Origin of the sequence: Rhizobium skierniewicense (genome assembly GCF_014196515.1) — a bacterium.
Taxonomy (GTDB): domain Bacteria; phylum Pseudomonadota; class Alphaproteobacteria; order Rhizobiales; family Rhizobiaceae; genus Agrobacterium; species Agrobacterium skierniewicense.
The window spans coordinates 1-21,662 of the sequence record NZ_JACIDV010000015.1; the positions used below are offsets into that span (position 1 = coordinate 1).

Genomic DNA, 21,662 nt, shown 5'->3' on the forward strand with positions numbered 1-21,662 from the left:
TCACGCCATACGAGTTCATCTGCAAACGATGGACAATCGAGCCAAATCGTTTCATCCTAAATCCGATCCATCAAATGCCGGGACTGAACAACTAGATTCCATCTCTCGACACCCGAAAGATGCTTTCGCCGGACGCTCGCCCTTCAACTCATATCGCTTCGTTGCCATCAACATGCTCCGTGACAAACACCACGCTCTACGAATCAGCGATCGAATGATTTGGGAACCCTAAATGTCGATTGGGCCTAAGGCCTAATCAACGGCGCAGACTAATGGGTGCCAAGGGTTAATTTCGCCTCAAGCGCTGCGATCGTTCCCTCAACCCTTCTGAATTTCTGAGCACCACAAGCCCATCAGTGGTTTGACCACGTTAACTTCAAACTCCTGTCGAAATAAGGTTTGTAGCAGTTGTCAAATGAAGACGTGCGAAGTCACTCGCTTTCACAGGGCGACCGTAGAGATAGCCCTGCCCTTCATCGCACGCATAGTGCTGCATCAGGTGTTCCTGTTCGACAGTCTCAATGCCTTCAGCAATGACTTCAAGGTCAAATCCTGCCGCCAGTCGGGTAACTGCTTCAATGATCGCCTCATCTTTCTTATTACGCTCACCGCCACTGACAAAGGATCGATCGATCTTCAGGCGGCTGACAGGATAGTCCTTCAAAAGGCTGAGCGACGCGAAACCGGTTCCAAAGTCATCGAAAGCAATGCCCACGCCGCGTGAGCGAAGATGATGAAGGGGCTGCATGATGCGTTGTTCGTTTTTCAGGATGATATTTTCCGTTATCTCTAATTCCAGCGCCGTCGGCGGTAAATAGCTTTCCGCAAGTGCTGTCTCGACGGATTTCGCAAAATCCCGCGCCCTGAACTGGGCAGCGAACAAATTGACGCCGATCCTGAAATTTTCGTAACCGGCCTGTCGCCATTGCGCTGCCTGCGCACACGCCGTGCGTACTATCCACTCGCCCACGGGAACAGCAAGAAGGCTTGCCTCTAGTGCAGGCAAAAAAGCGGCAGGCGAGACGACGCCAAGCTGTGGATGGTTCCACCTTATCAGCGCCTCTGCCCCGGATAGGCTGCCATCGCTGAGTTTGATCTGAGGCTGGTAATACAGCTCAAATTCGCGATTTTCCCAGGCTTGACGGATCGAGGAGCTCATGGCTCCCTTCTTCAAGGCCGTTTGGCGAAGCTCAGGAGTAAATATGCGCACGAGGTGGCGACCGTCTGCCTTCGCCTGATACAGCGCCAAATCTGCGTTCCCGAGCATCCGCTCACTGTCATCTTCCGGGCCCGATTTAAGCGCAATACCGATACTGGCCCCGATGTGAATGGACTCGTTGTCGAATTCGATAGGTTCCTCGATAACAGAGATGAGTTTCGAAGCAAACTCACTGGTTTTTATAGGATCCGCCGTTTCAGACATCACGATGACAAACTCGTCCCCGCCCAGCCGGGCTGCCATGTGGTGGGAAGGAACGCTTTCACGAAGACGGTGAGCTATGATCTTGAGAACAGAGTCGCCTGCAGAGTGTCCTAGTGTGTCGTTTACGTCCTTGAAACCGTCCAGATCTATGAGGAGAATCGCGAAATGCGCTTGGTTGTCACAGGCCTCTCGAATTCGTTGCTTCAAACTTGATCTATTTGCGAGGCCGGTAAGATGATCGAATTCAGCAGCATGTTTTAATTGCTCCATTGCTTCCATGCGGCTCGTCATATCGCGAATAATTGCACCGAACTGGGGTTCACCCGCTTCATTCCACTGCGATAGGGAAAGCTGGATGGGAACGTCGGAGCCGTCACGACGTTTAGCCGTCAAATTAACGGATGTCCCTATGATCCTCGGATGGGCGCCGGTCACCACCCTGTCGAGACCAGCGCAATGTCTGGCGCGCATTGCGTCCGGCACAATAATGTCGAGGGGCTTACCTAGCGCTTCTTCTTTAGAATAACCGAAAATTCCTTCGGCCGATGCATTCCATGACGTGATCTGGTTTTTGCCGTTCGCGCAGATGATAGCGTCTGGAGATGTAGATGTAACGTTGATGAATTTGTTACGGCTATTCTCGATATCCCGTTCTAACCGCCGCACCTCCATTCTTTCGAGGACCATCGCTGCAAGATCCTGAAGTGTACGCTGGTCACGCTCCGAAAATGTCTTCCTCGGTTTCGGATCGATCAAGCATAAGCTTCCAAGTGCATGCCCACCAGAGCTTATAAGCGGCGCACCAGCATAGAAGCGAATATTCGGATATCCGGTGACCAGCGCATTTGATCGGAAGCGCACGTCTTTAGATGCATCCGGGATAACAAAGACTCTGGATTCCATCATTGCGTAGGTGCAAAACGAAACATCTCGTCCAGTTTCGCACACATCCAGGCCGATACGAGCTTTAAAAAATTGCCGATCACGATGTACCAAAGAAATCAGAACGGTTGGGACATCAAAAATCCGAGACGCCATTTGTATAATGTGGTCGTATTCCCGTTCAGGTGCCGTATCCATCAGCGCGAAGCTATCCAGTACCTCGATTCGTTTTTCGTCATCGTTGGGAATCGGGTAAAGGCTCATGACAATCGCTCGCTGCATTTATATTACGAATGAGCAAACGCGAAAAAGCTTAAAGCATAATGATTCTATGACGGGAATTCCGGCCAACACGTCAAACCATGCAATTAGCCTTTATAAATCTTAAAAATTTAAGTTGGGTCCTGCTGAAGTAAGAAGTGATAGCAGTGGAAATAGAGATGGGCGACCCTCCTCGGTCACCCAAAATCTAAGCTATTCGTTCATCGTAACCGTCGCAGTGTCCGATGATATTTTCAAAGACTTTTGAGAGGACATTCTATCTGAGACCTTGACTAGGTCGGATCGACATGGAGCGTAGCCAGATCATGGCAGCAGCGAGATCGACGAAACCCTCAAAATGGATGGTCTGCCGATCCTACCCCTTTTGCGGAAGTCGGACGTGACAATGGCTTTTAAGAGGAGAAAGGCTGAATGCCGGGCGGCTGCACCTTGCTTCATCAGCCAGCGCTTGTTCCAACTACAGGGATTGCGTCTGTCGTCAGCCGATATTTCACCATTTCTGCGGGCGTCAGATAATAGAGCTGGTTGGGCGGGGTCTCCAGCGCATGGATCCACAAACCGGCGCCGATACCCATTTCATCGAGATGTCGCGAGACGCGCGCGGTGATTGCCTGAGCACTGGACATCGCTTGGTCCGGTGACGGACGATCGATGCCGCCATTGAACACCTGATGGACGCCCACCACGGCATCTTTTTCCGCCGATCGTGTCACGCCACCGGCAAAGACGATCGGGCAGGAGGAGGCGCAGAGTGCCTTTTTCGCAACCTTCGTGGCGATCTTTCTCTCCCGGATCAGCTTTGACATCGCGATGGCGTCGTCGACCGAACCTCCCGGTGAGTCCAAAGAGACCAATTTGATATACTCTCCCCGGGCCTCGACCTCGCTGGCAAAACGGCCAGCTGCGCCGGGGTCGATGGTGCCTTCGGCAACGAGCACGCCCCCGGAGACGAGATTGAATGTCATCGGCTTGCGCAAGACTTCCTCCGGGCTCGAGGGTTGGACTGGCGGTGCGCCAGGCGCTCCTGGAGCGGTCGTCGGCGGGAGAAAGGTCGGCACATCCGGCAATGTTTCAAGACCCGGTCTCGCCGCTTCAGCCGTACTGATCTCACGGATATCGACCACCAGAAAGGCAGCCGCTGCCACGAGCAGCACGTAGAAGGCGCCGCGCATCAACACGCCGTCGTCTACGCTGATCAAAGCCTTGAGCGCGGATGTCGGTTTCATGTCGCCGGGCCTTTGCGCGGCGTTTTGTTGAGACCGAGACTGGTGATGTTATTGGCCTCCGTCTCGTCCATGCTGTTTTCAGCTTCCGCAATGGTCTCTTCTGTAGCCTGCACTTCGCTGGCAGAGAGGGTTTCGGCCGCTACAGCCTTCTGCATCGCCAGTGCCTGCATCAGTTCCGCCACGGTAATCCGTTCAGCAAATGGCATGGTCTCCTCCTGCCTGCGGATGGCACCATTTACAATCGCCAGAATGAACACCATGACACCTGGCAACAGGTCGATGGAAATAGCCCCTGCCCATGCGGGAATGAAGTCGGAAGCATAACGCAAGACGGCTTCCGCTGACGATAGCGGCACGAAACGCCGCTCGGCGACGGGAGCGCGCGAGAGAATTTCATCGGCGGCGTCGGACAGCACCTTGGACTGCGCAGCAACTGAAGCGCGGATGGTTTCCATCACGCGGTCCTGACGGGTGATCAGATCCTGTTCGCCGCCATCGGGGATCGGAGCGATGAAGCCGAGCGAAAGATCGTCAGCCGCACGGCGGATGGAGGGGGCGATCGAGGTTTGCCCCAGCGAGGTAATGACGCCGGTCAGGGCCACGACTTCAGACGAGAATTTGTCTGCGCGTGGTTCGACGACGCCAGGTGCCGAGACCAGACCACGCATGGTCTCGAGTCGTTTCTGACCTTCGTTGAACAGGCTGGTAACCTGCTCACGCGAGGCATTGATGCCGTTTTCCAGCTCGTTCAGTTGCGACGACATCTGCGATAGCAGCGAAACGACGCTGCCGGAACCGGTGGTGCCGGTCAGCGCGCCGGACTGTCGTTCGGATGCCGCAAGCTGGGTGAAGCGCTCCTTGGCGCGTTGAATGTCCGGCAACAGGCTCTGTGCTGCCAGCGCATTCTGGTGCGCCTGATCCAGATCTTCCGTGTAATCCTCGACCGTTTCCGCCAGATGCTGCTCTAGTGCCGCCGATCCTGCGAGCGCGGCAGCATTCAGCCAGCTCGACATGGCCAGGATCATCACGCAGCCAGCAGCCATCACCGCCAGCAAGGCAGTGCGGCTGGAACGACTGGTGACGTGCGGATAAAACCGCGCCATGTAGGACCAGAAGGCGTAGATGCCGACGGATACTGAAGCAGAGTATATGATGGCGGCAAAAAAGACAGCCGTTGGCGAGCCATCCAGAATGCTGCGCACGCCCAGATAGGTGTAGACGCCGGAAGCGAGTGCGAGAACGGCAAGGGCGAAACGTGTCATCGTTTCGACCGCCGTCAGGCTTTCCTGCAAGCGATGCGATGCGCCAAGCGCCATGGCCGATCTCCGGAAAAGGAATGTATTCCTTGTACACTGACTTAAAATTCGGCGAATTCAAGGCTGCTGAGATAGGTGGCTTCCGCAGTGCACCATGCAGGGTCAACTTTTGGTTATCCCTGCGTGAAAACAGCCCAGCTACAGGTTTTCGGGTTCGAAAGGAAAGACGCGCGGACCGGAATCTTGCTTCACCCTTCAGTTGATATCGAAATGCTCACGATCATACGGTGCCGCGTATTGTTACAAAGGCGGGTAAACCGAGTGGCGACGAGGCCAATAAAGGCGGTCCGTCTTGGCGCCGCCGAAAAAGAGGTTCGTGCACCACTCCATTGGACGGTTGAAGCCGATGGCCTTGCCTTGCGAATTGTGCATCTTGAAGCCGTTGAGGTCTTCGGGCTCGGTACAGGGCGCACCGTTGCTGCCCCAGCCGCACCAGATATTGCCGTCGACATTGACCTTGTTATGGTTGGCGGCCAAGTCTTAGCTCCAGATGATGCGGTGCGTTCTGGGTATCGAGCGGCAGGACGTGGAAATGTTGGATCAGGATGTCCATACGTTCGGCTATGGCAGTGGTGATCAAAAGCCTCTGTTTGCATTCTTATCGGGATTGGCGAGCTTCCACAGCCAGACCAACCACTTCGTTCCGGCCATTGCGGCTCTTCAGCACCAGCCACTATCGACGCCTATGTTCACGAGTGGGTCGTCAGGGACATGGCGGATTGCATGACCATCTCTGCGGCGAGCCTACGTTCTGGGTTCGCCAGATTGTGGTCGCCTCATTCCAGCATCGATGGCTGCGCCGTAGCCTGCCAGCCGTCGCCTTACGCAAATCTCCGTTTTCTAATTTGATGCGAACGCTTTGCCGCTACCCCCTGGTTGCCGAGCCGCCGTAATCAGTCCCCGGCGTTGCGGACGTTTGTCAACTTCCTGAAAAAACCATCGTCGCATCTTTCCGATCGCCCCCCGGCCCTGAAATGGAATCGGATGGCACCTCAACCCGTTCCTGAAGCGATGTTCTTGGCATCGAGGCTTATCATGATCGCGAGCGTTAATGCTGAAAAGGTAGCGGTAAACAGCGCAATCATGAATATACCGGTTGCCTTCCCGAATCCGATACCCAAGTCTCGCATGAACCAGCGAACTTGTGCCTGCGCATACCAAATAGTGGCAACGGACACGGTAAAAAGGCCCGCACTAAAGGCTTGCCGATGCGGCATGCTGAAAAAATCAACCCCAAGAACGAGAACGAATGCGAAGGGCGCGGCCACATAACACTGGCTGAAGAAGGGTGCGCGCAGCGTGTCACGCGTGATCCTCACCTTCTTGGATCGCAAAAGCGTCACCGCCATACAGAGCGGGTAAATCCCGAAGATCACCCCTCTGGCAATGAGCAGGTTGGAACCGGAGCCGAGTTCGGCCGCAGCGGTAGTTGGATCGTAATCTGAAGGAAGAGCCCCTGAGAGGCCTTGTGAAAGGAGAAGGGTAATCAAAAGGAACAATGGCGGACTTAGGGTGTCCTCGTACTGATCTTCCGTTTGATCAGCCAGTTCGTTGTCCGCGTAGCGCATCATGCCGAGGGGCCTGACAACTGATCGCCACATGGTCAACGGATAAAACAAAAGCCATGAAACCAGCTCGTACAGCAATTCTTCGAGAGACTTCAGCAGTTTCATGAAGTCCAACGCCAGTCCCCTCCAAAATCGCCTGCGACGCGTCTTTTCATATCAACCGCGGCCAGCAGCGTCACGTTGTCATGCCGAACTTTATCTTTTCTCAGAGAAAGAATCGAAAAGAAATCAATAAACGTTTTAGCCTGTTAGCTTTCGGGTGAGCATGCGGATATGGACGAAGAGAACCCACGCTTCAGCGGAGGCAACTGGTGTCTCCCAATCCTTGGTCAGCCGCCTGCATCAACGAAGCCCGGCGAATGCGCGCTCTCCACGACCCAATGACGCGGCCGCACTGCAAAGCCTTTTACCTCATCTGTTCGCTTGACGCGCTTCAACGTGAACGCCGCGACACTGCACAATGTGACCAGGAGCTTCGGCCCGACGTAACCGCCATCGGCAAAGATTTGCCGGAGCCGCGGCCAACGTCTGACGACGGTTTTGAGAGCTGCTGTTGCACCGTCGGGGTCTTGAATCTCAGCACCGTGACCAATCAGCCCCACCATGGGGCCAAGCGTATCGATAACGATAGTGCGCTTGCGGCCTTTGATCTCAGCGCAAACGCAGTTTGTGGTCTCACCCGCATTATAGCCCGCAATCCCCCGCATTCAGTCATTTCAACGCTCTAACTGTCTATCACGCCTGCCGTCGTTGAGGCTTTCTTTCCTTCCAGCTGTCACGCCTCCATAAAGAGATGAGGGCTGATCCGCAGCCACAAGCCACTCGCCCGCCATCCATCGAAATACCCCAGTACGGTCGAAGAAGTGGAAAAACCTCCGGCGACATTCATCATTGGCACTTAGCCGTGGCGATATAAAGCAGTGCATTCAGAGCTTCGCGCAATTCTAGCTTGCGCAGTCGGCTGGAGCCTGCGTGGCGTCGGCATCAATAGAGTGATCAGCGATCACTCTCTGCCCGTCAGATCACGTGCATAACACTCCGTCCATCGGACGTATTGGTGACGGGTGAAATCCTTCCAGCCCCTGTCGGTCGCCCATGAGTCCCAAGCAAATCCGAAGGATTTAGAACGGACCGAATTCACTCAACTCTTTTTTGCCCACACTCGGCTCCTGTCAATTACCAGAAGCATCTCAATGAGGTGCGTGACCAGGTCGATCTGCATCACGGCAATGAGGCGCATATGCGCCAGATCCGTGATATCGGCCTCTTCTTAAAGGCGAGTTCTTCTTTGATCGGCCCATCGGATCGCGTCGTTATCGGAAAGCCCGAGCGTCGCAATGATCATGAGATCGAGCTGGCCGTGGTGATCGGACGCATCGCCAAGAACGTTCCCGCTGCCGAAGCTCTCGATTATGTTGCCGGCTATGCGGTCGCGCTCGACATGACAGTGCGTGGCCCGGAAGATCGCAGTTTCCGCAAGTCCCTCGATACCTATTCGGTCCTGGGTCCGTGGCTCGTGACCGCCGACGAACTCCCCGATCCTGCCTGCTTGGATTTCGAATTAACAGTCAATGGGCTGACGCGACAGAAGGCAAATACCCGTGACCTCGTTCTCAGTGTGTCCGAACTGATCGAATTCGCATCCAGCTTCTACACGCTTCATCCGGGAGACCTGATCTTCACCGGAACGCCTGAGGGCGTGGGGCCCGTAGAACGGGGAGACCGAATTGTCGCGGGGATCGACGGCGTCGGCAGCATCACCATCGATGTCGCGTGAGAAGAGGCAAACCATGCAAAAGCAAGATTTCATCATCATCGGCGGCGGCATCGGTGGCCTGGCTGCTGCCTACTCTTTGTCGAGAATTGGAAAGAGGGTAACTGTCCTGGAGCAGGCCCCGCAATTTGCCGAAATCGGCGCTGGCATCCAGCTGGGGCCGAACAGTTACAAGATGTTTCAGCGTCTCGAAATGGTTGAGGATGTCAATGCCATCTCCGCCTTTCCCGATCACCTGATGATGCGCGACAGCGTAACCGCAGAGATTATCGCCAGTATCCCGGCTGGCGAGGATTTTCGCCGGCTTTTCGGCTTTCCCTATGCGGTCATTCACCGGGCCGATCTCCATTCGGCTTTTCTGCGCCGGTGCGCTGTCTCGCCTTTGGTCTCCATGCATGTCAACAGCAAGGCTGTGTCGATCAAGCAGGACGAAGGTGGCGTCGAGGTTCGCACCGAGACGGGCGAGACTTACTCTGGCGCAGCGCTGATCGGTGCCGACGGGATCTGGTCGCTGACCCGGCAGATTGTCGCCGGTGAAAGCAAGACACGCCCGGCTGGACATATCGCCTACCGTGCCGTTTTACCGAGCACGGATGTCCCCGAGGAATTGCGATCCAATACCATGACCCTCTGGGCCGGGGAGAAGGCGCACCTTGTGCAATATCCGTTGCGTGGCGGCGAATTGTTCAACCTCGTCGCAGTGTTTCATTCGCAGCGCTTCTCGGAAGGCTGGAATGACTACGGCGACCCCGCCGAGCTACATGCCGCCTTTACCGACAAATGCGAGCAGGTACGCACCCTGCTCGGAAAGATCGAAAGCTGGCGGATGTGGGTTCTGAACGACCGCGATCCGATCCGTGAGTGGGTTAAGGGGCGGATCGCTTTGTTGGGAGACGCAGCACACCCCATGCTTCAGTACTTGGCACAGGGTGCGAATATGGCGATAGAAGATGCCGTCTGTCTTGCCGATATGCTGGTGAATGAGGGCGAAAATGTCGAACGCGCATTCCTGCGCTATCGTGACGCCCGCTACCTGCGCACGACACGGGTGCAGATGCAGGCCCGCCTCTACGGCGAAATCTACCATGCAAGCGGCGCGGCACGCGACATGCGCAACGCAGAAATCAGATCATGGCCCGTCGAGCGGCATTATCAGGGCCTGTCCTGGCTTTACGACATTTCGCCGACATGGCGTGATGATGGCTGCAAGAATCCGATCGGGGAGGGTTGGATCGGGAACGCAGCCTGAAAATCGGAAGATTGTCTGGGGTCATAGGCCCAACCGGGAGGAGAAACAGATGAAACTGCAAGGATTGGCACGCTTTTCCATCTGCTTGCGAAATGTGCTGACTGCCTTTCCGGCGCTGTCGCTGTGGCTCCCTGGCCCGATAAAATGAACGATGTAAGGGAGGACGAAAATGACCGAAAGAAGTTATCCGCTCAATGCTTGGTACGCCGTCTCGTGGGATCACGAGTTGACGAAGACGAGAATGCTGGCACGAACCATCTGCGCGAAGTCGCTGCTTTTCTATCGCAAGCGTGATGGTGCGGCAGTGGCAATGGACAACGCTTGTTGGCACCGCCTCGCCCCTCTATCCAAGGGCCACCTTGTCGGCGACAATGTCGTGTGTCCCTATCATGGTCTCGTCTTTGAACCCGGCGGTCGCTGCGTACACATGCCGTCGCAGGATACAATCAATCCCGCTGCCTGTGTACGGACCTATCCCTTGGTGGAGAGACACAGGCTGGCCTGGGTCTGGATGGGTAACCCTGTCGCAGCAGATACCAACTTGATCCCCGATCTCCATTGGAACGACGACCCGGAATGGACCGGTGACGGTCGCACTCTGCAACTGAAGGCGAACTACCTGCTCGCGATCGACAACCTGATGGACCTGACACATGAGACATTTGTTCATGCGGGTTCCATCGGAAATGATGCGGTGGCAGAAGCGCCTTTCCAAGTGAATCATGGCGCGGGTCGCGCTCGGGTGACCCGCTGGATCCTCAACCAAGACGCACCCAGCTTTTGGGCCGAGCAACTGGGTAAGCCGGGCCTGGTGGATCGTTGGCAGATTATCAACTTCACCGCCCCTTCCACTATTTCACTGGATGTTGGTGTCGCTCCGGCTGGGAGCGGCGCGCCGCAGGGCGACCGCTCGCAGGGCGTGAACGGTCAGATCACCTTTGCCATCACCCCCGAAACGGAGACGACGACGCATTATTTCTGGTCTGCCAATCGCAACTTCCGAATCGACAGCGTCAGCCTCACGACAATCTGGCGGGAAGGAGTAGGCAGGATCTTTGCCCAGGACGAAGACATCCTTGAAGCCCAACAACGCGCAATCGAAGCCAACCCAGACAAGATTTTCTATGACCTTAACATCGATGCGGGGGGCGCATGGGCACGACGCAAGGTGGACGAGATGCTCGCTCACGAACGCGGCGACGCTCGCAACGTCGGCTGAACGCAACACTTGCGAGGTTCCGAGGAGGGAGCTTCTCAGCGAAGGATCGGGAGGAATATCCATGAGAACAGCCAGCTTGAATATCGAAGCGAAGGTCTTCGAGACCAAGCAGATCACAGCAGCGATCCGGCTGATCCGCTTTGAAGTGCCGTCGGGCGTCCTGGAGATGGAAGCGGGAGCTCATGTGACCTTCGACGTGCCCAAAGGTGGTCGCATCATCACTCGTTCCTACTCGGTAGTCGACGACGGCAAGGCACCGCACGCACTGACCATCGCGGTGCGGCTGGAACCCGCCAGCAAGGGTGGGTCGAAATACATGTGTTTGCTGACACCAGGTGACTCGATTGTCATCTCCGGCAATGGCAATGTCCTGCGCCCTGCCTTCTCGGGACAAAGCTACCTGATCCTGGCCGGAGGTATCGGCGTCACACCGATGACCGGCATGGTGCGGGCGCTTAAGCGCACCGGCAAGCCACTCAGTATGATCTATTGCGCTCGCGCTCCCGAGGACGCCGCCTTTGTTCCGGAACTGCGCGAGGTACTCGGGAACGCACTGCAAACGCGGTTCGACAGCCTTGGACAAACGCTTAACGTCCCGGAGCTGATCGCTGGACTGGCACCAGATACGCTGGTCTTCATGTGCGGACCTCGGGGGATGATGGACGCGGTCAAGTCCGCCTGGCGGGATCGCGGACTGCCAATTGAAAACCTCCGCTACGAAACATTTGCAAATTCCGGAAGCCTAACAAGCGTACCCTTCAGAGTGACGGTGGAAGAGAGCGGTCGCAGTGTTGAGGTGGGAGAGGATGAAAGCCCGCTGGACGCCCTCCTGGCCAGCGGCCACGAGGTCTTGAGCGACTGTCGGCGCGGTGAGTGCGGCCTCTGCAAGCTCCACGTCATTGCTCTCGATGGGCCACTGGATCATCGTGACGTTTTTCTCAGCGACCATGAGCGGGCCGCACGCGACAGCATTTGCGCGTGCGTTTCGCGGCTGGGAGGTGGGCACATGCATCTCAAAATCGACGACATCCACCACGGGCGAAGCGCCTGATACAGGTAGAAAGGATATACATGATGACGGCAACAACCCAGCAGCGCCACGACTTCTACAGCCGCCTAGAGCCAGGCTCACTTGTTCCTCTGTGGGAGCGCATGAAAGGCCTGGTGCCGCGTGAACCGAACAACCGCACCCTCGCCCATATCTGGCGCTTTGAGGAGGTGCGACCTCTTCTGCTCGAGGCCGGCACACTCTTGACTGCCCAAGAGGCCGAACGTCGGGTTCTGGTGTTCGAAAACCCGGCCTTTCCCGGCACATCGCGGATCAATTCCACGCTTTATGCCGGAATGCAATTGATCCTCCCGGGCGAAACGGCACCGGCACACAGACACGCAGCCGGTGCGCTTCGCTTCATTCTGGAGAGCGATGGCGGTTACACCACAGTGGCGGGCGAGCGTGCCGACATGAAGCATGGCGATCTCGTCATCACCCCTAGCGGCACCTGGCATGATCACGGTCATGATGGGCAGGGTCCATGCATCTGGGTGGATGCGCTGGATGTGCCGCTGGTCAACATTTTCGAATGCGGGTTCTCAGAAGAACTGGACGATAACCAGCAGCAGATTACCCGTAAGAACGGCCACTCCCTGTCGGAATTCGGGTCTGGCATGCTGCCGATGGACCCGATCTCGCCGTTCGGAAAGACCTCTCCTGTTTTCAGCTACCCCTATGATCGCGCACGCGCTGCATTGATGGCCCTGAAAGCCTCCGTCTCCGCCGATGCATTTCAGGGCTATAGCTTGCGCTACGCGAACCCGCTGGATGGCGGATGGGTAATGCCGATGATCGCCGCGTGGCTGTCCTATTTGCCCACTGGTTTTGAGACCTCGCCCTATCGTGCGACCGACAATCAGGCCGTTATCGTGGCAGAAGGTTTGGTTACCGTTAAGCTGCGTGGGGAGGTCTATAAGCTGGGGAAGAACGATGTAATGGCCCTTCCCGGCTGGTGCTGGCGCACGCTAAAGGCTGAAGAGGATGCGGTCCTGTTCTTTTTCTCCGATCGTAGCGCACAGGAAAAGCTAGGTATTTGGCGCGAGCAGCGCGGGAATAAGACCGAGGCGGATAGGTAACTTTGTTGATGCCGCGAAGATGCCGATAGAGGACATCGGCGCCCGCATCACATTGCCAGAAGACGGCCGCGCGGCGGTCTTCCAGGAGATCGAAAAGCTCATAGAGAACATGTTCATCGATCTGGCTCTCAAAATCGCGGACGTCGTCTTTTTGATCTGAGGTTCGGTTGAGCCACATAGGTTGCGGTGCAGTTCTCAGCTGATCGGCGGTCGCGGTTCGACTTCACCTTCAAAACACGGCTGGCCTGGATGAAATCGGCGGACAAAGGCTGGTCGATCACGGGAACCCGGTAATCGGCTTGGACAAAATATCAATTACCTGTCAAAATCTGGAGAGAATGCAATCAAAAATTGTGACAAAAGCATGAATTCAGTGGAGGAAAGTTTCGGTAAAGCTGTAACTTCAGGTTCTGCGTCATCTAAATCGGGAGTGTCGAGCCGCTGAACATTGATGGTAAATACAAGCACGTATTGTATATCTGTGCCCTTTCCATGTGGCTTTGTCGCAATTTGTTTGGATCGTTTGCAACGTGACGACTGATGTTATAAATCTAGCGGAAGATGAGCCCGCAGGCTGAGTTCCCCGAACATGGCCGATCTCAAATGCGATCACTACCCGAAAGACATGATTATATACGTGGTATTTTTCGACGTCAGATATGCTGTCTCCTATCGAGACCTGGAAGAGATGTCGCCGAGCGCGTCGTCGTAGTCGACCACGCGACGCTGAACAGATGGGTCTTGAAATAGTCGTCGCTGATCGCCAGCCAGGCCCATCGCCGGAAATCTGCAACTCATTTCTGCTGTTGGACGGACGAGACCTATATCCTGGTCAAAGGCAAGTGGACATATTTCTATCGGGCGGTCGATAAATTCGGCAAAACCCTTGATTTCATGTTGTCTAAGCGTCGCGATGAAGCCGCGGCCAGCGCCTTCTTCCCACGCACGATCAAGAAGAGCGGTTGGCCAGAAAAGGTCGTCATCGACAAGAGCGGCGCGAACCTCGTAGGCTTGCAAAACATCAACTGGCTTCTACTGTTGCCGGGATGGTTCTGGCTGATCGAAATCCTGCAGGTCAAATATCTCAAAAACATGCTTGAGCAGGACCACCGGTTCATCAAGAAGCTGACTGGTCCGATGAAGAGCTTCAAATCCTTCCGGTCCGAGTCAGCGACCGTGGATGGCATAAAGGTGGCCCACATGATCCGAAAGCAGCAGTTTCAGGCGAACGGCCAATCGGCATTTCAGCAATTCGCTTCACTTGCTGCATAACTGCGTCCAGAAATAGCTGTCTTAGCTGCCTTTTCAAATTGTGCGACAAAACCCATAACCTCTCTGGTTACCGCCGGACTTTCGGTCAGTCGCTATCTGCGGCGCCTCTCGTACGCCGTTCTGCGACGACCTGAACAGCACGTTCCCTTTTCACTTAGCTTTGTTTTTGCGTTCCCCACAGAAAGGCAGTTTCGATGTCTGCGTTGTAACGCACGGTTGTGCATTGCCGCGGCTAGCGTCTGTTCAGACGGAGAGGCCGCTGACCGAAGAGCCCGCGATAACGTCGCGAATTTCGGGTAAGGCGGGATTACTATTCTCAGCACACCAGATGGCATGCAGCTCTGCGATACACTGGTGCCGGAGGTCGAGAGGGCGGAATACGACATTGTCAAAACAAGCGTTACGGGTTGCAGCAGGCACGATTGCAAGGCCCAGACCGGCGCTGACCAGAGACAGGATGGCCTGCGAATGGGTGATACTTTGGACGATTCGCGGCGTGATGCCATGTTCTGCTATCAATGCGGTGACCTTATCGTGCAAATAGCGCGCTTGAGGTGAGAACATAATTATCGGCATATTGTTCAAGGCGTCCAGTCCAGGCCTGCGCCTCGCCGCAAGCGGGTGGGCTCTTGGTATGGCTAACATCATGAGTTCACGCACAACGCTGAGACTTTCCAGTTGATGTGCGCCTGAAAGCGGGCGGGACAGACCCATATCGATCTCCCCACGATTGATCGACTGCAGCTGTTCGGCCGTTTCCATCTGCACCAACTCGAGCTCGATCTGCGGCGCAAGTGCCCGAGTTTCTTCGATAAAGCGCGGCAGGAAGCCGTACGTCGCGGCACCGATGAAGGCGATACGGATTGAGCCGGCACTGCCCCGGGCAGCGCGGCGAGCAGCGGTCTTCGCTGCATCACCCTGAGCAAGAAGTTTTTGAGCTTCAACGAGAAAGGCATGTCCCGCAGCCGTGAGCGTGACCCGTCGACTGGTGCGCTCAAAAAGTACAACATCCAGCTCTTGCTCGAGCAGTCTGATCTGACGGCTTAGGGGCGGCTGGGTCATGTTCAGACGCCGTGCCGCTCGGCTGAAATTCAGTTCGGATGCGACCGTAACGAAAGATCTGACTTGTCCCAAATCAAGCATTAATTCAATCCCTGTATCGATATCCATTAATATTCGATTTGGACTTAAATTGATCGGACGGATACTGGTCAAGAGAAACGCACTCTGGGGAGGGCGACAGCTGAAATAGGGTGGAGACATGAACGCGCAAAAGCTACCAACGAACCTATCCCAAAATGCGATGAATGCGGACAGCATTGCCTGGATCAGGCTCTCGTCGATCTACCTGCCACTGAAGACGCCGATCAGCGACGCGAAGGTTTTGACCGGGCGACAGAAACCGCTCACCGAGGTGGCTTTCCTGTTTGCGGAGATAGAGACCAAGGATGGCCACAGCGGCATTGGCTTCAGCTATTCCAAGCGTGCGGGCGGGCCAGGGCAGTACGAACATGCCAAGGAAATAGCCCATGTTCTCATCGGCGAAGATCCGAACGATATTGGGAAGCTATGGACCAAGTTGTGCTGGGCTGGTGCGTCCGTCGGGCGTAGCGGACTTGCAGTGCAGGCAATAGCGGCCTTCGACGTCGCGCTTTGGGATCTCAAAGCCAAACGCGCCGGTCTACCGCTTGCTAAGCTGCTTGGAGCCCATCGTGAAAGCGTCCGGTGCTACAATACATCAGGCGGGTTCCTTTCATCGCCAATCGAAGAAGTTCTCGACAATGTTGAGCAGTCAATTGCGGCAGGCATTGGCGGCATCAAGATCAAGGTCGGGCAGCCAGACATGAATGTTGACCTCAAGCGTGTTGCGGCGGTTCATGAGCAAATTGGCGATCGCGCGGCGATGATGGTCGATGCAAACCAGCAATGGGATCGTCCAAGCGCAATGCGCTTCGGTCGGCTGATGGAGCGCTATCATCTGACGTGGATAGAAGAACCGCTGGATGCCTACGATATCGAGGGGCACGCTGCGCTGGCAGCCCAGCTTGATACGCCCATTGCAACCGGTGAAATGCTGGCGAGCGTCCAGGAACATGTGGCCCTTATCCAAAACAATTCCGTGGATTTCATTCAGCCAGACGCGCCGCGCGTAGGCGGCATCACGCAGTTTTTGAAGATCTGTGCGCTTGCAGAAGCGAAGAAGCTGCAGCTAGCCCCGCATTTTGCGATGGAAATCCACCTGCATCTCGCCGCCGCTTATGAGCTTGAGCCCTGGGTAGAGCATTTCGATTGGCTTGATCCTTTGTTCAACGAGCGTTTGGAAATCAAAGACGGCAGGATGCTGGTGCCGAACCGGCCGGGTCTGGGTATCACGCTGTCGCAACAGGCCGGACTGTGGACGCGTGGAGTAGCAGAGTTCGGCACGCGATCCTGAGCGAACGATACGTCAGGCTGTCCCTCGGGCGACGATGCGAAAGTCGATGGTAATCATCGTTTCGACATTTGGGTCACCTTCGATTTTCCTGAGGATAGACCGGGCCGCCTGGGTGCCGATATCGCGGCGGTCGATCCGTATTGTAGTGAGCGGCGGATGTGTATGGGGTGCGAAATCGAAGTCACCGAAGCCGATAATGGCGAGCTTATCGGGCATGCGGCATCCTCGTGCGTGCGCTTCCGCAAGGGCGCCGTGGGCAACCACATCCGACGAGCAAAAGACGCCCAACGTATCCTCGCCGCGAGCGAGGAGTTGCGCCATCGCAAGGCGTCCATCACGGAAGGTTGACGGGGAGCTCATGTCCAGCTCCGGAAGCTCTACATTTGCAATGCCCTTGAGGCGATTGACGAAGCCATCGCGACGTTGGACTGCGCGTGGGTCGTTGGCGCCGATCTGTGCATAGCGATCATAGCCACGGATGAGTAGATGCTCAGCGGCCATTGCCCCGACGCCATCGTGTGAAAAGCCGACCGCGGTATCGAGTGGCGAGGGTGTTGAATCCCAAATTTCGACGATCGGGAGGCCAGCACCTGTGAGCATGGCTCGGGTTTCCTTGAGATGGGTGATGCCGGTCAGGATAATGCCGTCGGGACGCCGGGCAAGGATGGCGCGGGTAAGTTCTAGTTCACGCCCCGCATCGTATCCGGATAAACCAAGTAGAAGCTGGTAACCGGCGGAGACCAGTTCGGCATTAAGGCCTTCAATGGTTTCGGCAAAGATAGTGCTGGCGACAGACGGGACGATTGCTGCGATCAGTCGGGTTTTTCTGGAGGCAAGGCCGCCAGCCAGAAGGTTCGGCACATACCCTGTTCGAGCGATGACCTTCTCAATCGCTTCCAAAGTTCGTGGTTTGACCAGTGCCGGGGTATTAATGGCGCGCGATACCGTGACGGGCGAGACGCCGGCTAGTTTGGCGATATCAGCGAGCGTTACCGGACCACTGGTCGTGATGTGCTTTCGCTTGTTATAGTCGGACATGATCATCGCTCCTGTTAAAATGAGTTACGCTTTCATTTTTCGTGTAATCAAGGGATTCGATTGTCGGAATGTCGATAAAAATAATAAAGTATTGAATTTGCATTATAATATTTTTGCACATCAAGGTTGCAGGCGAGGGATTTACCGATAAAATGAAAGCGCTTCCATTTTACCGGTAGGAGGATGCCGGGAGTGGTCTAGCCGGGCCGGCCAGACGCCGGAAAAGTGGAGGAATTACAATGAATCTCAAACGTTTGAAGACGTTCGCGGCCGCTATGGCCGTAATATGTGCATCCGGCCTCCAGCCGAGCCTTGCGCAGGACTATCCAACCAAAACCGTAACCGTTGTCGTTCCGTTCGCGGCTGGCGGCAATACGGACACTTTCGGCCGCCTCGTCGCGGAAGAACTCGACAAGCGGCTGGGACAGCGTTTCATTGTTGAAAACAAGCCGGGCGCTGGGGGGAACATTGGTCTTGGCGATCTTGCTCGTTCCAAGCCTGATGGCTACACCATCGGCATGGGCACGGTGAGCTCGAATGCCATCAACCAGACTCTTTACAAAAAACTGCCTTATGACAAGGAAAAGGGCTTCGCGCCAATTTCTCTGATCGCCAGCCTGCCGAACGTTCTGGTCGTCAACCCCGACAAGATCAAGGCCAACAGTGTCGAGGAACTGATTGCGTTCCTGAAAACGGAGCCGGGTAAGCACACATACGCATCCTCGGGCGTGGGCACATCGATCCACCTGGCGGGCGAGTTGCTAGCGACCAAGGCGGACATCAAGATCACTCATGTGCCCTACAAGGGCAGCAGCCAGGCCATCCTCGATGTCGTCGCGGGACACGTTGATATGATGTTCGACAACATCCCCACGGCCGCCCAGCAGGTGAAGGCTGGCAAGGTGAAGGCGCTGGCCGTCACCAGCCTGGAAAGGGCCGCTCTCTTGCCCGACGTGCCAACCATGGCGAGCGTTATTCCCGGCTTCGACGCGACTTCGTGGCACGGCCTATTCGCGCCTCCCGGCACGCCACCGGAAATCGTCGAAAAGCTCAGCAAGGAAGTGCAGGCGATCATCGCCGAGCCGGCAATGCAGGAAAAGCTCAAGGCGATGGGTGTGACGCCAGTTGGCAATACGTCTGCCGAATTCCAAGTTTTCATTGATCAGGAAACAGCAAAGTGGGCCGACGTAATCAAGGCGGCCAGCGTGCCGCTGCAATAACGTAATCTGCCGGCCGGGGACCAGTCGTCGGCCGGCACCTCTTTCACACGCGAGTATCCTGCCATGCTGAAAATTAGAAATGGCCGCGACTTCGTTGGCGGTGTGACAATGATCTGCATCGGACTGCTATTTTTATGGTTCGGTCGGGAACTGGAAGTCGGAGACTCCTTTCGGATGGGTCCGGGCTACTTCCCGGCGATGCTGAGCCTCATTCTGTTGGTGATCGGTGCGATGATCATCGTTCAGTCGCTTATGGTTGATGCTGAAGACGACGAGCCGGAGGTATGGAACTGGAAGGCGTACAGCTTGGTAGTCGCCGCGCCGATAGGCTTCGGACTGCTGTTGTCCGGTCTCGGTCTCGCGCCTACCGTCGTGCTGCTGATAGCCGGGGTGGCGTCGGCGAGCCGTTATGCCAACTGGCGTCATTCGATCCTGCTCGGCCTCTTTCTGGCCGTCTGTTCCGTGCTGGTGTTCACGAAACTTCTGTCGCTTCCTGTTAGCGCCTTCGGCCCTTGGGTGCCCTTCATCGGCGACCTCACTTAAAGCTCGCCAACCAGCCGACGAAACCGGATTGGAATGCTTATGGATATCTTCTCTAACCTGTGGCTGGGTGCCTCGACAGCATTCATGCCGATGAACCTGTTCTACGGCTTTGTCGGTTGTCTTTTGGGCACCGCGATCGGCGTTCTGCCGGGTCTTGGGCCGACTGCGACCATCGCTATGCTTTTACCGATCACCTTCGGCCTGCCGCCGGAATCGGCACTGATCATGCTGGCCGGCATCTTCTACGGGGCCCAGTACGGAGGCTCGACCACAGCCATTCTTATCAACCTGCCGGGTGAGAGCTCATCCGTCGTCACCGCGATCGACGGTTACCAGATGGCGCGCAACGGCCGAGCGGGAGCAGCGCTTGCAACAGCGGCTCTCGGCTCTTTCTTCGCCGGAACCGTAGCAACCATCTTGCTCGCGGTCGCAGCCCCGCCACTTGCAGCGGTGGCACTTAATTTCGGGCCTGCGGAATATTTCTCGCTGATGGTCCTTGGCCTTGTGGCGTCGGTCGCGCTTGCCAGCGGATCGTTGCTAAAAGCGTTTGCGATGATTGTTTTCGGACTTGTGCTGGGGACGATTGGGACGGATGTCGAAAGTGGGACACCCCGTTATGTGTTCGATATCCCGGAACTCTACGATGGTTTAAACTTCGTCGCAGTCAGTATGGGCATATTCGGGATATGCGAAATCCTTCGCAATCTGGAAAACGAGCAGGAGCGTTCGGTCGGGGTCAAGAAGGTGACCGGCCTGATGCTGACGCAAGAGGATTTGAAGCGGATCATCGCGCCTGTTCTGCGCGGCACTGCCCTTGGCTCGTTCCTCGGCGTACTGCCGGGAGGCGGGGCAATGCTTGCCTCGTTCGCCTCCTATGCGATGGAAAAGCGGATATCCTCGAACCGGGCCGAATTCGGCAAGGGAGCTATAGAGGGCGTTGCCGCACCGGAATCAGCGAACAATGCTGGAGCGCAGACCTCCTTCATTCCGATGCTGACACTTGGTATTCCTGGCAATCCAGTCATGGCACTGATGGTGGGGGCGATGATCATCCAGGGTATCACACCCGGACCAAACGTGATTTCCGACGAGCCTGAACTGTTCTGGGGCATGATCGTCTCGATGTGGTCGGGCAATCTGATGCTGGTTATCCTCAACCTCCCTCTTATTGGGCTTTGGGTGCGCATGCTGACAGTACCCTATCACTTGCTGTTTCCGGCGATCATCGCCTTCTGCTGTATCGGTGCCTACAGCATCAACAACAGCGTCTTCGACGTCTTCGTCATGGCAGGCTTCAGCATCGTTGGTTTCGCGCTCACCAAGATGCGCTTCGAGCCCGCGCCGCTTTTGCTTGGATTCATCCTCGGGCCTATGCTGGAAGAGAACCTGCGCCGCGCCATGCTGATTAGCCAGGGCGATCCGTCAATCTTTTTGCGTAGCCCCCTCAGTCTGTCATTGCTGGTGTTCGCCGTCTTTGTGCTGGCCCTTGTGCTGGCGCCGAGTATCCGCCGCAAACGTGAGGAGGCTTTCACAGAATGACCGATTGTGGCGCTGTGAAGTTAAAACCGTGACACCATTGGCTTACACGGGGTGAATCAATTCGAAATTGGCGGTGCTGAAGCCAAAAACCCGGCAGAATCTGCAACTCGGGCACTTCGGACATGTAAAGCACCACGTTGGTGATCCAGCATGTGGTTTCCGTAGGGTGCCAGGGCCGCTAAGCTGGCAAGGCTTTCGCCTGCGTCCGGTTGCAGAGTTGCATGTAGACCAGCGCGCTCACCTTCGGGTCACCCCCGCAACGGAGGCGACGACACCGCCATAGGAATGGCCGACCAGCACAACACGCCCTGCCTGTCGGGAGATGACAAGACGTGCCGCCGCAATGTCGGCCTCCAGGCTCGACAGGGGTAATTGCGCCACGGCGACATCGAACCCCTTCGCTTTCAGGATGTCATGGACGGTCCGCCAGGAAGAGCCGTCCATGGGCGCGCCGTGCACAGCACAATGCTGATGACTTTGGTCGAAACTGTAGCCGGGGTCATAGGCACCGCCGTGGCTGCTGCGCACGTCTTGGCTTTTCCGTCGAAAC

20 protein-coding genes and 2 pseudogenes are annotated in these 21,662 nt (G+C 56.2%); 13 read left to right on the forward strand and 9 right to left on the reverse strand.

The window, feature by feature from the left end; all coding sequences use genetic code 11:
- On the forward strand, positions 1 to 232 hold a 232-nt coding region (locus GGQ73_RS22840), incomplete at its 5' end, for a hypothetical protein (RefSeq protein ID WP_210290188.1).
- A gap of 144 nt (positions 233 to 376) precedes the next feature.
- Here GGQ73_RS22840 and GGQ73_RS19665 read toward each other — a convergent pair.
- From GGQ73_RS19665 to GGQ73_RS19680, 4 genes are all read right to left on the reverse strand, one after another.
- Positions 377 to 2,569, reverse strand: coding sequence for a putative bifunctional diguanylate cyclase/phosphodiesterase (locus tag GGQ73_RS19665; RefSeq protein WP_183897537.1), 2,193 nt, complete (start codon positions 2,567 to 2,569; stop codon positions 377 to 379).
- A 455-nt stretch (positions 2,570 to 3,024) separates the two neighbouring features.
- Positions 3,025 to 3,813 carry a COG3904 family protein gene (locus tag GGQ73_RS19670; protein WP_183897538.1) on the reverse strand — a complete coding sequence of 263 codons (789 nt, stop codon included), beginning with the start codon at positions 3,811 to 3,813 and terminating at the stop codon, positions 3,025 to 3,027.
- Complete coding sequence (locus GGQ73_RS19675; protein ID WP_183897539.1) at positions 3,810 to 5,129, reverse strand: hypothetical protein; 1,320 nt, start codon at positions 5,127 to 5,129, stop codon at positions 3,810 to 3,812. The genes GGQ73_RS19670 and GGQ73_RS19675 overlap by 4 nt, the downstream gene beginning before the upstream one ends.
- A gap of 240 nt (positions 5,130 to 5,369) precedes the next feature.
- Positions 5,370 to 5,606, reverse strand: a complete 237-nt coding sequence (locus GGQ73_RS19680; protein WP_183897540.1) for a hypothetical protein — start codon at positions 5,604 to 5,606, stop codon at positions 5,370 to 5,372.
- 55 nt (positions 5,607 to 5,661) lie between these two features.
- On the opposite strand from GGQ73_RS19680, the gene GGQ73_RS19685 reads away from it, so the two are divergent.
- Positions 5,662 to 5,856 (forward strand): hypothetical protein, encoded by a 195-nt coding sequence (locus GGQ73_RS19685; protein ID WP_183897541.1) that lies wholly within the window; start codon positions 5,662 to 5,664, stop codon positions 5,854 to 5,856.
- Positions 5,857 to 6,121: 265 nt separating this feature from the next.
- On the opposite strand, the gene GGQ73_RS19690 is transcribed toward GGQ73_RS19685, so the two are convergent.
- Both GGQ73_RS19690 and GGQ73_RS19695 read right to left on the reverse strand, forming a co-directional pair.
- Positions 6,122 to 6,802 carry a permease gene (locus GGQ73_RS19690; RefSeq protein ID WP_234911038.1) on the reverse strand — a complete coding sequence of 227 codons (681 nt, stop codon included), beginning with the start codon at positions 6,800 to 6,802 and terminating at the stop codon, positions 6,122 to 6,124.
- A 135-nt stretch (positions 6,803 to 6,937) separates the two neighbouring features.
- Positions 6,938 to 7,838 (reverse strand): annotated as a pseudogene (locus GGQ73_RS19695) (IS5 family transposase).
- On the opposite strand from GGQ73_RS19695, the gene GGQ73_RS19700 reads away from it, so the two are divergent.
- The 7 genes and pseudogenes from GGQ73_RS19700 (at position 7,833) to GGQ73_RS19730 (ending at position 14,338) form a co-directional block, all read left to right on the forward strand.
- Positions 7,833 to 8,474, forward strand: coding sequence for a fumarylacetoacetate hydrolase family protein (locus GGQ73_RS19700; RefSeq protein WP_183897614.1), 642 nt, complete (start codon positions 7,833 to 7,835; stop codon positions 8,472 to 8,474). The pseudogene GGQ73_RS19695 and the gene GGQ73_RS19700 overlap by 6 nt on opposite strands.
- Before the next feature lie 13 nt (positions 8,475 to 8,487).
- Entirely contained in the window at positions 8,488 to 9,720 is a 1,233-nt protein-coding gene (locus GGQ73_RS19705; protein WP_183897543.1) for a 3-hydroxybenzoate 6-monooxygenase, read from the forward strand.
- Positions 9,721 to 9,889: 169 nt separating this feature from the next.
- Complete coding sequence (locus GGQ73_RS19710; protein WP_183897544.1) at positions 9,890 to 10,939, forward strand: aromatic ring-hydroxylating dioxygenase subunit alpha; 1,050 nt, start codon at positions 9,890 to 9,892, stop codon at positions 10,937 to 10,939.
- 61 nt (positions 10,940 to 11,000) lie between these two features.
- Entirely contained in the window at positions 11,001 to 11,990 is a 990-nt protein-coding gene (locus GGQ73_RS19715; protein ID WP_183897545.1) for a PDR/VanB family oxidoreductase, read from the forward strand.
- A 23-nt stretch (positions 11,991 to 12,013) separates the two neighbouring features.
- Positions 12,014 to 13,066 (forward strand): cupin domain-containing protein, encoded by a 1,053-nt coding sequence (locus GGQ73_RS19720; RefSeq protein WP_234911039.1) that lies wholly within the window; start codon positions 12,014 to 12,016, stop codon positions 13,064 to 13,066.
- 19 nt (positions 13,067 to 13,085) lie between these two features.
- Positions 13,086 to 13,226 carry a hypothetical protein gene (locus GGQ73_RS19725; RefSeq protein ID WP_183897547.1) on the forward strand — a complete coding sequence of 47 codons (141 nt, stop codon included), beginning with the start codon at positions 13,086 to 13,088 and terminating at the stop codon, positions 13,224 to 13,226.
- 429 nt (positions 13,227 to 13,655) lie between these two features.
- Positions 13,656 to 14,338 (forward strand): annotated as a pseudogene (locus GGQ73_RS19730) (IS6 family transposase).
- A gap of 243 nt (positions 14,339 to 14,581) precedes the next feature.
- Here the strand turns inward: GGQ73_RS19730 and GGQ73_RS19735 are convergent.
- A complete protein-coding gene (locus tag GGQ73_RS19735; RefSeq protein WP_234911040.1) occupies positions 14,582 to 15,553 on the reverse strand; it encodes a LysR family transcriptional regulator in 972 nt (323 codons plus the stop codon).
- Positions 15,554 to 15,599: 46 nt separating this feature from the next.
- Between GGQ73_RS19735 and GGQ73_RS19740 the strand changes: the two genes are divergently transcribed.
- Positions 15,600 to 16,772: an L-talarate/galactarate dehydratase gene (locus GGQ73_RS19740; protein ID WP_286089341.1), complete on the forward strand. Its 1,173-nt coding sequence runs from the start codon at positions 15,600 to 15,602 to the stop codon at positions 16,770 to 16,772.
- 12 nt (positions 16,773 to 16,784) lie between these two features.
- Here GGQ73_RS19740 and GGQ73_RS19745 read toward each other — a convergent pair whose 3' ends face one another.
- Positions 16,785 to 17,810 carry a LacI family DNA-binding transcriptional regulator gene (locus GGQ73_RS19745; RefSeq protein WP_183897548.1) on the reverse strand — a complete coding sequence of 342 codons (1,026 nt, stop codon included), beginning with the start codon at positions 17,808 to 17,810 and terminating at the stop codon, positions 16,785 to 16,787.
- Positions 17,811 to 18,049: 239 nt separating this feature from the next.
- Here GGQ73_RS19745 and GGQ73_RS19750 point away from each other — a divergent pair, with 239 nt between their 5' ends.
- From GGQ73_RS19750 to GGQ73_RS19760, 3 genes are all read left to right on the forward strand, one after another.
- Entirely contained in the window at positions 18,050 to 19,030 is a 981-nt protein-coding gene (locus GGQ73_RS19750) for a Bug family tripartite tricarboxylate transporter substrate binding protein (RefSeq protein WP_174155689.1), read from the forward strand.
- 63 nt (positions 19,031 to 19,093) lie between these two features.
- Positions 19,094 to 19,573 carry a tripartite tricarboxylate transporter TctB family protein gene (locus GGQ73_RS19755; protein WP_174155688.1) on the forward strand — a complete coding sequence of 160 codons (480 nt, stop codon included), beginning with the start codon at positions 19,094 to 19,096 and terminating at the stop codon, positions 19,571 to 19,573.
- Positions 19,574 to 19,612: 39 nt separating this feature from the next.
- A complete protein-coding gene (locus GGQ73_RS19760) occupies positions 19,613 to 21,112 on the forward strand; it encodes a tripartite tricarboxylate transporter permease (protein ID WP_174155687.1) in 1,500 nt (499 codons plus the stop codon).
- A 237-nt stretch (positions 21,113 to 21,349) separates the two neighbouring features.
- Here the strand turns inward: GGQ73_RS19760 and GGQ73_RS19765 are convergent, their stop codons facing one another.
- Positions 21,350 to 21,640 (reverse strand): alpha/beta fold hydrolase, encoded by a 291-nt coding sequence (locus GGQ73_RS19765; protein WP_183897549.1) that lies wholly within the window; start codon positions 21,638 to 21,640, stop codon positions 21,350 to 21,352.
- Between the last annotated feature and the right edge of the window lie 22 nt (positions 21,641 to 21,662).

What these genes read in the sequence shown, in the direction of transcription:
- GGQ73_RS19665 (WP_183897537.1), bottom strand. Translation starts at nt 2,569, where the DNA reads ATGAGCCTTTACCCGATTCCCAACGATGACGAAAAACGAATCGAGGTA.
- GGQ73_RS19670 (WP_183897538.1), bottom strand. Translation starts at nt 3,813, where the DNA reads ATGAAACCGACATCCGCGCTCAAGGCTTTGATCAGCGTAGACGACGGC.
- GGQ73_RS19675 (WP_183897539.1), bottom strand. Translation starts at nt 5,129, where the DNA reads ATGGCGCTTGGCGCATCGCATCGCTTGCAGGAAAGCCTGACGGCGGTC.
- GGQ73_RS19685 (WP_183897541.1), top strand. Translation starts at nt 5,662, where the DNA reads ATGTTGGATCAGGATGTCCATACGTTCGGCTATGGCAGTGGTGATCAA.
- GGQ73_RS19690 (WP_234911038.1), bottom strand. Translation starts at nt 6,802, where the DNA reads ATGAAACTGCTGAAGTCTCTCGAAGAATTGCTGTACGAGCTGGTTTCA.
- GGQ73_RS19705 (WP_183897543.1), top strand. Translation starts at nt 8,488, where the DNA reads ATGCAAAAGCAAGATTTCATCATCATCGGCGGCGGCATCGGTGGCCTG.
- GGQ73_RS19710 (WP_183897544.1), top strand. Translation starts at nt 9,890, where the DNA reads ATGACCGAAAGAAGTTATCCGCTCAATGCTTGGTACGCCGTCTCGTGG.
- GGQ73_RS19715 (WP_183897545.1), top strand. Translation starts at nt 11,001, where the DNA reads ATGAGAACAGCCAGCTTGAATATCGAAGCGAAGGTCTTCGAGACCAAG.
- GGQ73_RS19720 (WP_234911039.1), top strand. Translation starts at nt 12,014, where the DNA reads ATGACGGCAACAACCCAGCAGCGCCACGACTTCTACAGCCGCCTAGAG.
- GGQ73_RS19725 (WP_183897547.1), top strand. Translation starts at nt 13,086, where the DNA reads ATGCCGATAGAGGACATCGGCGCCCGCATCACATTGCCAGAAGACGGC.
- GGQ73_RS19740 (WP_286089341.1), top strand. Translation starts at nt 15,600, where the DNA reads ATGAACGCGCAAAAGCTACCAACGAACCTATCCCAAAATGCGATGAAT.
- GGQ73_RS19745 (WP_183897548.1), bottom strand. Translation starts at nt 17,810, where the DNA reads ATGTCCGACTATAACAAGCGAAAGCACATCACGACCAGTGGTCCGGTA.
- GGQ73_RS19750 (WP_174155689.1), top strand. Translation starts at nt 18,050, where the DNA reads ATGAATCTCAAACGTTTGAAGACGTTCGCGGCCGCTATGGCCGTAATA.
- GGQ73_RS19755 (WP_174155688.1), top strand. Translation starts at nt 19,094, where the DNA reads ATGCTGAAAATTAGAAATGGCCGCGACTTCGTTGGCGGTGTGACAATG.
- GGQ73_RS19760 (WP_174155687.1), top strand. Translation starts at nt 19,613, where the DNA reads ATGGATATCTTCTCTAACCTGTGGCTGGGTGCCTCGACAGCATTCATG.